We start from the raw sequence: 12,490 nt of genomic DNA, 5'->3' as shown, positions 1-12,490 counted from the left end.
CCCCCCCCCCCCCGGCGCGGGACCCGTCAGAACACCCAGCTCGAGACGGGCGCCACGGGCCAGCCGAACGCGGCGCTCGCCGCGGCGCGCGCACCCGGACGGTGCTCCGACACGAGCCCGGCCGTCGCGAGCGAGGCGAGCGAGACGCCGCCCAGGAACGCCGAGCCCAGCTCGCGCACGTCGAGCGACAGGTCGGCCGGGTCCTCGGTACGTTCGCACGCCGCGCCCCCGAACGCCGTGGCGCGCAGGCGCCAGTGCCCCGAGTTCTCCGGGACCCGCGCGTCGCTCACGTGCAGCACCACGTCGACGTCGCCCGCGTACCGCCTCCCCGCGAGGGCCACGGGGACGTCGAGCACGCGGACCCACAGGTTGTCCGCGACCCGGCCCGCCGCGGCCCGCGGGTTCACGAGGAGGTGCGTGACGACGTCGTCCACGGGGATCATGAACGGCTCGACCTCGCTCGTCAGGTCGAGGTCCGTCAGGACGCCCCACAGGGCGCGCGCGGCCGCGGCGTCGAGCGCGACGACCTCGCCCGTGCTCACGGTCCCGCGCGGACCGGTCGTCTCCCAGGACAGCTTGCGGCGGAAGGTCGCGTAGCCGCGCGGCTCGCCGTCCCGCTCGACGACGACGATGCGCTGCGACTCGCGGCCACGGCGGAACGCCGCCGGGTCGGACCACCAGGCCTCCTGGAGCTCGGGCGACTCACGCGTGACCCAGCCGGGCCGGTTGACGCCGGTGCCGTGCCCGCCCGGGTCCGCGCCCGCCGCGCGGTGCAGCGAGTCGACGAGCTCGCCGTGCCGCGCCCGGTCGGCCTTCTCGATGCGGACCGTGTGCTCGTCGGCGCCGGGGACGTCCCGCAGCGCCGCGCCGCGCGGGATCGTCAGGCGCAGGTCCTGGGCTGCCTGGCCGTAGCCGAACCGGCCGTAGATGGCGGCCTCGGCCGCGAAGAGCGCCGAGACCGGTTCGCCAGCGGCCCTCGCCTGCTCGAAGTGCACGTCGATCATGGCGCTGAGGATGCCGCGACGGCGGTGCTGCGGATGGACCCCGACCCACGTCAGGCCGCTCACGGGCAGCGTCGCGCCCGGGACGGGGAACTCGGCGAACGGGTACGAGGCGTGCATGGCCGCGAGCTCGCTCACGGTCGGGACCGCGCCGTCGAACGGGACGGCGTCGGCGTCCTCGTGGTCGCTGACGACCCCGAACGTCCGGGACCACGTGAGCGGGAGCGGGTGCTGGACCTGCTCGTCGAGGTCGACCTCGGACGGGAACGCCCAGGTGTCGACCTCGAGGACGGCGCGCTTGTCCGCCTCCGTCAACGACGTGAGGCGGTAGCCGGCGGGCAGGGGACGGTGGGTGGGTTCGGTCATGGACCCATCCTGCTGGGCCGGTGGGGGCAGGGCCAGAGGAATTCGCAGCGAGGCATCGCCACGTGAGTACGTGCCCCTGCATCAGACGGACCGGGGGCAGCCGCTCGCTTCTCGGCGGAGTGGGGACGAGCGCAGGTACGCTCGCCCGGTGAACCAGGCGCGCGAGCAGGAGCGGGTGGCCGGACGGCCGGCAGGCGCGGAGGTCGCCCGCCAGGAGTACGCCGACGCCGTGCTGGCCCTCGTCGCGTCGATCCCGCCCGGGCGGGCCATGACGTACGGGCTCGTCGCCGAGATCGTCGCGGAGACCCTCGGTCGGGGCGGTCCGCGACAGGTGGGGCAGGTCCTCGCACGTGCCGACGGCGACGGGCCCGGCGGCCCCGGGCTGCCCTGGTGGCGCGTCGTCAACGCGGCCGGCTCGCCCCCTGCGCACCACCTGGGGACCGCGCTCGCGAACCTGCGCGCCGAGGGCTGTCCGCTGCGCCCGGGCGGCGAGCGCGTGGACCTGCGGCGGGCCGTCTGGTTCCCGGAGCAGGACCCGGACCGCTGAGTACGGAGCAGCCGTCGCGGGTCGCGACAGCCGGCCCGCACTCAGCGGCGACTGCGGCCGGGTGTCCGGCCGCTCGTCCGGCTCAGCGACCCGGGACCGGGGCGAGCAGCCCCGCGCCGGTGCGCACCGCCGTCGGGTCCCCCTGGCCGAGGAGCGTTGTGACCGCGGTCGCGCGCCACGCCTCGAGGTCGTGCGCGATCTTGGCCGCAGGACCGACGAGGGCCACGTCCTCGACCAGGGCCGTGGGGACCGCTGCGACGGCCTCGGCCTTGCGGCCGGCCAGGTAGTGCGCCTGGATCTCGTCGCACGCGTCCGAGTACCCGAGCCGGTCGAGCGCGTCGCGGTGGAAGTTCGCCCCCTTGGCGCCCATGCCGCCCACGTAGAGCGCGATGAAGGGTCGCACCGTGTCGGCCGCCTGCTCGACGTCGTCGGCCACCACGACCGGGACCGTCGCCGAGACCTCGAAGTCGGCCGCGGGGGACCGCTCGGCCGAGCGCTTCGCGAAGCCGTCGTCGAGCAGCCCGCGGAACATCGCGTCCATGCGGGGGCTGTAGAACAGGGGCAGCCAGCCGTCCGCGACCTCGGCCGCGAGCGAGACGTTCTTGGGTCCCTCGGCCGCGAGGTGGATCGGGATCTCGGGCCGCAGCGGGTGCACGGTCGAGCGCAGCGCCTTGCCGAGACCCGTGGTGCCCTCGCCCGTGAGGGGGAGCTGGTAGAACTGACCGTCGTAGGTGACCGGGCCCTGGCGGGCGATCACCTCGCGCACGATCTCGACGTACTCGCGCGTGCGGGCCAACGGGCGGGGGTAGGGCTGGCCGTACCAGCCCTCGACGACCTGCGGGCCGGAGACCCCCAGCCCGAGGATCGCCCGGCCGCCCGAGAGGTGGTCGAGCGTCAGGGCGGCCATGGCGGTCGCGGTGGGGGTGCGTGCGGACATCTGCGCGACCGCGGTGCCGAGCCGGATGCGCGAGGTGTGCGAGCCCCACCAGGCGAGCGGCGTGAACGCGTCGGACCCGTAGGCCTCTGCGGTCCAGACCGAGTCGACCCCGAGACGGTCCGCGGCGACGACCGCCTCCTGGATCCCGGGCGGGGGGCCGGCCGACCAGTAGCCGGTGTGGATGCCGATGCGCATGCGTTCTCCTCGTTGTTCCTCGGCGCTGAGGTGCGGACGGGTCCGCGTGCCCGACGTGCGTCGAGCGACGGTTCCCAGGACCGGGAGTCCTAGGAACCGTCGCTCAATCTACCGTGCCCCTCGACCGGCCCCTCGACCTACCGTGCCCGGTCCGCGAGCGAGGTGAGGAGCGCCGCCCCTGCCGCGGCGTCGTCGACCGTCACGACGAGCACGCGCCCGCCCGTGCGCCGGACCTCCAGGCCCGGCCCCTTGCGGACCACGATGCCCACGCGGCCCCCGCGACCGGCACGCCAGCCCCAGCCGCCGAACTCCCGGAACGGGTCGACCGTGACCTCGCGCGCGCCCTCGACCTCGTCGAGCGGCACGACCGTGCGCGGCACCCCGAGCACCGAGCGCACCTCGAGCCCCGACGCGTCGACCGTCACGGTCCACGACATCATCGAGGCCATGACCAGCCCCAGGACCACGGGGAGCACGATCATCCACCACAGGCCTGTGACGACCACGAGGACGAGCGTCCCGACCACGGCGGCACCGGCGACGGCCAAGCCCGGCCCGCCGCGGGCCGTGCGGATCCAGGCGGCGCGCTCGTCGGCGCCCAGCGGGGCGCGCGGGTCGGCCGGAGAGACCGGCCCCTCGGCGGGCCGACGGGCGTCGCGCGGCGCGACGAGCCCGGCCAGGACACCTGCCACGAGGCCCGCGCCGAGGGCCACCGCGATGGCCGCGCCCACCCCGGAGGCCTGCGCGGCGTCGTCGAGCCCGCGCTGCACCCAGAGCGTGCCGAGCAGCGTCGCGCCCAGGAACGTCGCCGTGCCCGCGCTCACCCCCACGGCCGTCCGGCGGTTCGACGCGGACTGGCCGAAGAACCAGCCGACGAGCCAGAGACCCACCGTGAGGACCGCGCCGGTCACGAGCGGGACCACGGCGCTCGCCGCGAGCGACGCGAACCCGTCAGCGGTCCCGGCGGCGTCCCAGTGCGTCGCGACCGGGTCGGGCAGGTCGTCGCGCCACGAGAACGCGACCGCGGCGCTCGCGGCCAGGACCGCGAGGGGCAGCGCCAGGCCCAGGAGCGTGGTGGACAGGCGGTGCGGGGCGGGGGTCCGGTGGCGGGTGCCGGTCGTGGTGGTCATCGCAGTGCCTCCTTGAGCAGGGCGAGGGTGGTCTCGGGGGGCAGGGAGAGCGCGCGGCTCTCCCGTACGACGGCGTCGATCGCCGCTCGCAGGTCCGTGTAGTCGTGCGCGGCCTGGGCCGTGACGACCGCGCCGCGTCCGCGGCGCAGGTCGACGAGGCCTTCGTCGCGCAGGTCCTGGTAGGCGCGCAGCACGGTGTGGACGTTGAGGTCGAGCGAGGCCGCGAGGTCGCGGGCTGCGGGGAGCCGCTCGCCGGGGTGCACCGTGCCCGCGGCGACCGCGAGGCGCACCTGGGCCGCGAGCTGCGCGAAGAGCGGCTCGCCCGCGGTGGGGTCGATGCGGAAGATCATGTCGCCATATTACTAGTTGTTACTGTGCAACTAGAACAATGGTGTTCGACGAGGGGGGCGACGCGCACGGCGTCGCCCCTCTCGTCGAACGGCCCTCAGCGGCTCAGATCACGTACTCGATGAGCAACGACGGGTCCTCGACCGGGTCGACCGCCGGCGGTACGGCCGGCTGCGGGACGCGGTTGCGCGCGGGCACCCCCACGGCGACCGATCCGGCCGGCACGTCCTTGACCACCACGGCGTTGGCCCCGACCTGGACGTCGTCCCCGACCCACACCGGTCCGAGGATCTTGGCCCCGGCGCCCACGACGACCCGGTCACCCAACGTCGGGTGCCGCTTGCCGCGCTTCATGGACCGGCCACCCAGGGTCGACCCGTGGAAGAGCAGCACGTCGTCACCCACGACGGCCGTCTCCCCGATGACCACGCCCATGCCGTGGTCGATGAAGAGCCGCCGCCCGATCTTCGCTCCCGGGTGGATCTCCACGCCCGTGGCCGCCCGGGCGATCTGCGCGATCACGCGCGCGGGCAGGCGCAGGGCCGGCTCACGCCACATGCGGTGCGTGAGCCGGTAGGTCCAGACCGCGTGCAGACCGGGGTAGACGAGCGCGACCTCGAGGCCGTTCCGCGCCGCGGGATCGCGGTGGCGGGCGGCCTCGAGGTCCTCCCTGAGAACTCTCAGGAAGCGTCGCAGGGGACTGGGAGGTCTCATCAGTCCAGCAGGTCGGCGTACAGCACGGAGGTCAGGTAGCGCTCGCCGAACGACGGGATGATCACGACGATGAGCTTGCCGGCGTTCTCGGGGCGCTCCGCGAGGCGCAGCGCCGCGGCGATCGCGGCACCGGACGAGATGCCCACGAGCAGGCCCTCCTCCTTGGCGGCGCGACGCGCGTACTCGACGGCGGTCTCGGCGTTGATGTCGATGACCTCGTCGTACACGGTCGTGTCGAGGATCTCCGGCACGAAGTTCGCGCCGATGCCCTGGATCTTGTGCGGACCCGGGGCGCCGCCGTTGAGGATCGCGGACTCCTCGGGCTCGACGGCGACGATCTGCACGCCCGGCTTGCGCTCCTTGAGGACCTGACCGACGCCCGTGATGGTGCCGCCCGTCCCGATGCCGGCGACGACGATGTCGACCTCGCCGTCCGTGTCGGCCCAGATCTCCTCGGCCGTCGTGGCGCGGTGGATCGCCGGGTTCGCCTCGTTGGCGAACTGGCGGGCCAAGATGGCGCCCTCGCGCTCGGCCACGATCTCGTCGGCCTTGTTGACGGCCCCCTTCATGCCCTCGGAGCCCGGCGTGAGGATGAGCTCGGCGCCGAACGCGCGCAGCAGGGCGCGGCGCTCCTTCGACATGGTCTCGGGCATCGTCAGGACGACGTCGTAGCCGCGGGCAGCGCCCACCATGGCCAGGGCGATGCCGGTGTTGCCGGAGGTCGCCTCGACGATCGTGCCGCCCGGCTTGAGCTCGCCCGAGGCCTCGGCCGCGTCGATGATCGCGACACCGATGCGGTCCTTGACCGAGTTGGCGGGGTTGTAGAACTCGAGCTTGCCGACGACCGTGGCGCCGAGGCCCTCGGTGAGCTTGTTCAGGCGGACGAGGGGCGTGTTGCCGACGAGCTTCGTGACGTCGTCGTAGATGCGTGCCATGACTTCCTCTTCATCGTTGGTGGCCTGCGGCGGAGAGCCGGGACCGAGGGGGGATCAGCGGGAGCTGTGCAGGGGTGGCACGGGGCTGCGCCGGGCAGACGCGCCACGGGGGCCTGTCGTCGGAGGGAGCGCCGACCGTGGGGGAAGGGAGCGCTCTAGCGACAGGGGCGACACGGACAACAGGACAGGGCGCGCGCGGGGATGCTCACCGCGCGGGAGGAGTCGGCGTGACGCGTGGTCATGGTCGCCCTCCTCGTCCTGTGCCGTCGCTCGCAGGCGCCGCCCGCTGCCGTGCCGGCGCGGTGCCCTGCGAAGTCCTGGTGTCTGGCCCGAGGCTATCGGCCCCCGGACCGCGCTGCAATGCTGTCTCATCCCTGTCATGGTGCGCTGACGTGGAAGAGGGCATGTCGACCCAACGCCGCGAGGCCGACATTCCTTCCCGTCGCGGGGCGGGCGGGGCACGTCCGTCGTCGGGGGCGCTTGCTGGTCGCCAGGGCGGCGGCGAAGGAGAACGACGACGGCGGCCCCGAGGATCTCGGAGCCGCCGTCGTGTCGCGCTGGAGCGGATGACGGGAATCGAACCCGCGTGATCAGTTTGGAAGACTGAGGCTCTACCATTGAGCTACATCCGCGCAGAGGAACGCACGCCGTGGTGGCGAGGTCTGCGGCGCTACCTTAGCAAAGTTCCGGCCCTCCTCGTGTCACCGATCCGGCCGCGGGCAGGGGCAGGTCGCCGCGTCGGGGACGCGCAGACCGGCCGGTACGCGCGCGAGGTAGGCCGCGAGCGGCGCGCTCGCGCCCCACCAGTCGCCGACCGCGACGGGGATGGTCGTCCCGTCGACGCCGACGACCAGGAACCCTTCGGCGGTGTCCTCGACACCCACCAGGTCCTCGTCGGGCACCGCGACGCTCAGCTCCGGTCCGACGACGCCGATCGCGTGCTCGTCGAGCACGAGCCGGACCCTGGACGGGGTCCCGCGGAAGGGCTTCGGACGGAAGGACCGTCCCGTCATCGGCGGTGGCGGCGGGTCTGCCAGGACGAGGCCCATCGAGCGGAGCTCGGCCTCGAGCTTCGGGTCGCTCTCGTCGGGGAGGACGGCGAGCAGGCTCGGGAGGGCGTCGGCGAGCCAGGACCGCACGTCCTCGCCCGAGGTCGCGAGCACCTGGGCGCGCTCCTGGTCGAGCGGGACCACGAGGCGTCCCAGGAGCGTGCGCGCGGCGTCCTCGTGCGCGCGCGCCGCGATCCAGCCGGGGTGGTCGAGCAGCGCGAGCGCCCTGTGCCGCCCTCGCTCGAGGATGCCGTCGGGCAGGCCCTCGGCCGCGATCCTGCGCAGGAGGCGGACGACCGTGAGGGCGGCGGCCGCGGCGTCGTCCTCGACGGCGTCGCACACGAAGGTGACCTGGTTCAGGTCGTGGTCGAGGTCCTGCGTGTCCACCTCGGCCAGGTAGGCGAGCTGTTCCTCGGTGCGCACGCGCTCGTACAGCAGGACGTCGAGGACGTTGACCGCGACCGTGTGGCGCGGGTCGGCACGCGAACCGAGCACCGAGATGCTGACCGGTGCGCCGGGCCGGCGCACGAAGCCGGGGGTCACGAGAGGCAGCAGGGTGAGCGCGCCCCTGTCGGGGAGTGTCGTCGTGGCCGCGGGGAGGGCTCCGAGGTCGATGCTCTCGGGGGCGTCCCCGACGACCACGAGCATCGCGTTCTCGCGCACGAGGTGGCGTCGTGCGTGGTCGACGACTTCGGCCGTCGTGAGGAAGCAGCGGCCGGGCGGGTCGACCGCGCCCAGGGCCTCACCGCGCACGCCGAGCCGCTCGCGGATCGCGTACAGGGACGGGTGGGGGCTCCACGACCTCATCTCGTGGTCGATCACCCGCTTCTCGGCGAGGACCTCCTCGTCCGTGAGCGTGCCGAGCCCCGCGATCGCGGCGACGACGCGTTCCAGGAACTCCCTGACCACGCCCGGTGTGCCGTGCGCCTCGAACGACAGGTGGTGCGGTGCGGTGGTCGCGTTGGCCTCGATGTCCAGCGCCCCGAGGCGGCGCATGACGAGGTGCTCGAGGAGATGGACGATGCCGCCCCGCGCGAACGACTCGTCGAGCCGCCCGGTGCCGAAGACGAGAAATCCCGACGTCGTGCTGGGCGCGGGCACGCGAATCTCGGGGACGGCCACAGGTGCGGTCCCCGGTACGGCCCCGGGTCCGGCGAGGTCGGCACGAGGCGGTGTGGCGGAGCTCATCGGTGGACCCGTCGACGTCGGAACAGTGGCGCATTTCTACCACGTCGACCCCGTACACTTGCCGAGTGCCCGTCGCCCTCGGCGGTCCTCAGGGACCTTCCAGGCGCTGGACGGCACGTTCGGGGTGTGGCGCAGGTTGGTAGCGCGTCCGCTTTGGGAGCGGAAGGTCGCAGGTTCAAATCCTGTCACCCCGACGAGCACGAAGGCCCTCGGCCCTGCCTCTGCGCAGTACCGGGGGCCTTCGTCGTCCCCGGGGACGGCGTCCGCACCTGGCCGCCGGACGAGCAGGATCGACCAGGATCGGACTGATAGCCTTCCCGGTATGGACTGGGGCTTGGGACTGGGCGCGCGCTGCCGCGACCGCAGACCACGCGGCCTCGTCTGGATCACGAGAGTGTGAACCGGCTCGCCCACGCGAGCACGAGCTCCCCATTCACCCTGTAGCCGCACCCGGCTGACCACGTCGTCGGAGTGCCGCTCGCGCGTCTCGTGAAGGTCCCTACACCCATGTCCGCTCGTACCGGCGCAGGCTCCGCCGCGCCCGCTTCGAGGTTCTGGGCGCCGGTCGCCGTCATCGGCTCCGCCCAGTTCCTCGTCATCATGAACAACGCGATCATCAATGTCGCGCTCCCCAGTCTCGTCTCCGACCTCGGTATCGGTCCCTCCGACCAGTCCTGGGTCGTCACCGTCTATCTCCTCGCCTTCGGAGCACTCCTGCTCCTGGGAGGACGCGTCGGTGACGCGCTCGGTCACCGCAACGTCTTCGTGGCCGGGCTGGCCGTGACAGCTCTCGCTGCGATCGGTTCCGGGCTCGCCACCTCCGGTTCGGCCTACCTCCTCTGGCGGGCGGCGCAGGGTGCCGCCGCAGCCTTCGTCTCTCCGTCCGCGGTTGCCTTGCTGTCGACTGCCTTCGTCGATCCTGTGTCGCGTGCGAAGGCGTTCGGCGTCTACGGCGCGGTCACCGGGGCGGGAGGCGGGGCCGGCCTGCTTCTCGGCGGGCTGCTCACCGACGCCTGGTCGTGGCGGTGGGCCATGTTCGCCTCCGTTCCGATCGCCGTCGTCGCGATCGGCGGGGCGTTCCTCGCTCTTCCCGCTTCCTCTACGGCACGTCGGCGCTCGACAGGCCCGATTCGCCCGTTGGCCGCTCTGCTCGTCGTCCTCGCCGTCGGCGCGCTGCTCGTCACGATCACTCGCGCTGGGACCGGGGCGAGCGCGTGGAGCACCCTGGCGTCACTTGCGGTCGCCGGGGCGAGCGCGGGAGGCTTCCTCCTCGCTGAGCGCCGCACGGAGCACCCGCTCGTCCCGCCCGGAGTTCTCGCCTCGCGTGACCGGCTGCTCGGCCTCCTCACGGTGGGCACCGGTGCGCTCGGGCTCACCGGAGTCTTCGTCGTGCTCAGTCAGCAGATGCAGCAGGAGGGCGGGATGACGCCGATGGAGGCCGCACTCGCAGTGCTTCCCTACCCCGTCGGGATGGTGTTCTCGACCCAGCTCGCTCCCCGGCTCATCGCCCGGTTCGGAGCGCGACGAGTAGCCGTCGCGGGGCTGCTCGCCTCGGCTGTGGGGATCGTCCCGCTCGCCTCGGCGGGCGGAGCCCCGTATGCAGTGCTCACCCTTCCGTCGCTGCTCTTCGTGAGCGCCACGATCGGACCGGCTTTCGTCTCGGGCACCCAGCTCGCCATGAGTGGGATCGGCGAGGAGGAGGCTGGTGTCGCCGGTTCGCTCCTGAACTCGGCCTCCGAGATCGGTGGGGCGGTCGGGGTCGCTGTGATGAGCGCGGTCGGGGTCGCGGTCGCGGTGACGCGTGACGGTGGGGAGCCCGCCTACGCGGCCGAGATGTACGCGGCGGCTGCGCTGCTCGTCGTGGGGTCGGTCATGGGCGCGGTCGTGTGTCGCCGCCGGGCCCCCGACGGCGCTGTGGCCTGTCGGGCGGCCGGGCGTCGCGTGTCGGAGGTCCACGAACCCGCAGCCGCCACCCACGCCGAGTGAGGGCTGGTCGTCGACACGTCGGAGACCGCCGTCGAACTCCTGCGCGCCGCCCAATCGTCCGGTCCGGCCCCCGGCCCGGGGGCCTTCGTCGTCCCCGGGGCGCGCCGTCGCGCGGGGGAGGGGGCGGCGCGCCACGCGTGTCCTGGGACCGTCACGGGCGTCACGAGATGCCGACCGGTTGGCTCTGATCGCGCCTGCAACCGCTGCTGTGCGCTGCAGCAATCTGACAAACCACCCCAATTCGTCTTATGGGGTGAGACGCCGTGATGGTTTTGGTCGTTTTGTCGGGAACGCCTGGGTGTAAATCGTTAGCGTTCCTCCCATATCGGTCTCCCGGACCGGTTGCCGCCGAGTCAGCGTCGCCGCGGCGAGCCATCCCACGCCCTCGGGCGTCACTTGGTATCGAAGCGGAGAACACCTGTGACACTGCTGCACGGCACGAGACCCACCCCGCACCAGGCCGGTCGACCACCGGCCACCCACGACCGGTCGGGTCGCCCGCTCCACGAGGGTGCGCCCTCCCCGGAACCCGACCACCTCCCCGCACCGCCGACGCGCCCACCGACGGGTGCCCACCCCCTGCTGCCCTCGCCGCCCGCCGACGAGGACGTCTACCAGGACCTCGCCCGGGCCCAGCGCTGGGTCCAGCCGGTCGGTGTCGCGGCGACCCTGCCGATCCTCGTCGCGGTCTGCGTGTTCGCCGCGCGCTCGCCGTGGCTCTGGTGGCTCTACCTCACTGTCGCGCTGACCCTCGTGAGCATCACGCTGTGGCTCCTGACCGGCACCGCGAGGGGACGCGTCACGCGCGCCTCGCACGAGCGGACGATCACCTCCTGGGCGCCCGAGGCGCACCCCGCCGTCGACGTGTACCTGCCCGTGTGCGGGGAGGACGTCGAGGTGCTCGACAACACCTTCCGCCACGTCGCCCGGCTCGACTGGCCAGGCGTGGTCGAGGTCTGGGTGCTCGACGACGGTGCCGACCCGCGCGTCGCGGACCTGGCCGAGCGGCACGGGTTCCGCTACCGGGTGCGCCCCGACCGGGGGCACCTCAAGAAGGCCGGGAACCTGCGGTCGGCCTATGCGGTGACCGAGGGGGACGTGATCGCGATCTTCGACGCCGACTTCTGCCCCCGGCCGGACTTCCTGCACCACCTCGTGCCCTACCTGGACGACCCGACGGTCGGCATCGTCCAGAGCCCGCAGGACTTCGACACCGACGAGCGCATGGGCTGGCTGCAGCGCACGGCCGGGGCGACGCAGGAGATCTTCTACCGCTGGGTCCAGCCGTCGCGCGACCGCTACGGGGCCACCGTCTGCTGCGGCACCAACGCGCTGTACCGGCGGTCGGCGCTCGACACGATCGGAGGATTCCCCGAGATCGACCACAGCGAGGACATGTACACCGGGATCGGGCTGCTGCGTACGGGCTTCGTCACGCGCTTCGTCCCGGTGCGGCTGGCGCGCGGACTGTGCCCTGACGAGCTCGGACCGTTCCTGACCCAGCAGTACCGCTGGGCCAACGGCTCGGTCGCGCTCGTCGCGGACGGCCCGAAGGCCAGGTCGGGCCTCGACCGGCGTCAGCGTCTCGCGGTGTGGGCAGGGTTCGTCTACTACTCCGAGACGGCGCTGTTCGCCCTCAACCTGTACGTCCCGTCCGTCGTCATGTGCTTCTGGTACCCCGAACAGGTCAGCCCGACGAGCCTCCTCGTGTTCCTGCCGAGCCTGTGGGTGCTCCTGGTCCTGTACCCGGTCGTCCATCGCACACGGTGGCGCCCCGAGGTCCTGCGGGTACAGCTCGCACAGAGCTTCAGCCATCTCGTCGTGCTGGGGCACGCGGTGGTCGGCCACCATGCGGGATGGGTCCCGACGGGCGGCAAGGGGTCGTCGAGCGCCCTCGCGCGGACCATCGCGCGCGTCATGGTGGCGACCCTCGTCGTCGGGACGGTCGCGTGGACCGTGGGGATCTCCCGCGGCGTCGCGGCGTACGGGGTCGACAGGTACTGGGCCATGATCCTGCTCGCCGGGTTCTACGCCTACGTCTCGGTGCCGCTCGTCATGGCGGGGCTCCCGGTCCTGGCGCCCCCCCGGCCCCCC

The 12,490-nt window shown here is 73.2% G+C and carries 10 protein-coding genes and 2 tRNA genes; 4 read left to right on the top strand and 8 right to left on the bottom strand.

Annotated elements, in window-relative coordinates; translation table 11 throughout:
- Positions 1–26 precede the first annotated feature (26 nt).
- On the bottom strand, positions 27–1,367 hold the full coding sequence (locus H9652_RS15255) for a GNAT family N-acetyltransferase (protein WP_191797001.1): 1,341 nt from the start codon (positions 1,365–1,367) through the stop codon (positions 27–29).
- A gap of 175 nt (positions 1,368–1,542) precedes the next feature.
- Here H9652_RS15255 and H9652_RS19890 point away from each other — a divergent pair, with 175 nt between their 5' ends.
- A complete protein-coding gene (locus H9652_RS19890; protein ID WP_318244199.1) occupies positions 1,543–1,914 on the top strand; it encodes an MGMT family protein in 372 nt (123 codons plus the stop codon).
- Positions 1,915–1,996: 82 nt separating this feature from the next.
- Here the strand turns inward: H9652_RS19890 and H9652_RS15245 are convergent, their stop codons facing one another.
- The 7 genes from H9652_RS15245 to H9652_RS15215 all read right to left on the bottom strand — a co-directional run bounded on the left by H9652_RS15245 (position 1,997) and on the right by H9652_RS15215 (position 8,323).
- Positions 1,997–3,046 carry an LLM class F420-dependent oxidoreductase gene (locus tag H9652_RS15245; protein ID WP_191796999.1) on the bottom strand — a complete coding sequence of 350 codons (1,050 nt, stop codon included), beginning with the start codon at positions 3,044–3,046 and terminating at the stop codon, positions 1,997–1,999.
- A 137-nt stretch (positions 3,047–3,183) separates the two neighbouring features.
- Entirely contained in the window at positions 3,184–4,176 is a 993-nt protein-coding gene (locus tag H9652_RS15240) for a DUF1648 domain-containing protein (protein WP_191796998.1), read from the bottom strand.
- Entirely contained in the window at positions 4,173–4,526 is a 354-nt protein-coding gene (locus H9652_RS15235; RefSeq protein ID WP_138824892.1) for a GntR family transcriptional regulator, read from the bottom strand. The genes H9652_RS15240 and H9652_RS15235 overlap by 4 nt, the downstream gene beginning before the upstream one ends.
- A gap of 103 nt (positions 4,527–4,629) precedes the next feature.
- A complete protein-coding gene (gene epsC, locus H9652_RS15230) occupies positions 4,630–5,238 on the bottom strand; it encodes a serine O-acetyltransferase EpsC (RefSeq protein WP_191796997.1) in 609 nt (202 codons plus the stop codon).
- Positions 5,238–6,173: a cysteine synthase A gene (gene cysK / locus H9652_RS15225; protein ID WP_191796996.1), complete on the bottom strand. Its 936-nt coding sequence runs from the start codon at positions 6,171–6,173 to the stop codon at positions 5,238–5,240. Before cysK ends, epsC begins: the two co-directional genes overlap by 1 nt.
- A gap of 558 nt (positions 6,174–6,731) precedes the next feature.
- Positions 6,732–6,805: transfer RNA gene (locus tag H9652_RS15220), tRNA-Gly, on the bottom strand.
- Between the two features lie 69 nt (positions 6,806–6,874).
- Complete coding sequence (locus H9652_RS15215) at positions 6,875–8,323, bottom strand: peptidase M16 family protein (protein ID WP_225228311.1); 1,449 nt, start codon at positions 8,321–8,323, stop codon at positions 6,875–6,877.
- A 207-nt stretch (positions 8,324–8,530) separates the two neighbouring features.
- Between H9652_RS15215 and H9652_RS15210 the strand changes: the two genes are divergently transcribed.
- From H9652_RS15210 to H9652_RS15200, 3 genes are all read left to right on the top strand, one after another.
- Positions 8,531–8,604 (top strand) — tRNA-Pro (locus H9652_RS15210).
- Between the two features lie 313 nt (positions 8,605–8,917).
- Positions 8,918–10,396 carry an MFS transporter gene (locus H9652_RS15205; protein ID WP_191796994.1) on the top strand — a complete coding sequence of 493 codons (1,479 nt, stop codon included), beginning with the start codon at positions 8,918–8,920 and terminating at the stop codon, positions 10,394–10,396.
- Between the two features lie 420 nt (positions 10,397–10,816).
- Positions 10,817–12,490: glycosyltransferase family 2 protein (locus H9652_RS15200; protein ID WP_318244198.1), on the top strand; the 1,674-nt coding region annotated here is incomplete at its 3' end.

The organism is Oerskovia rustica, from assembly GCF_014836555.1.
In the GTDB taxonomy this organism is placed as follows: Bacteria; Actinomycetota; Actinomycetes; order Actinomycetales; family Cellulomonadaceae; genus Oerskovia; species Oerskovia rustica.
This window is presented reverse-complemented; position numbering and strand designations above follow the sequence as displayed.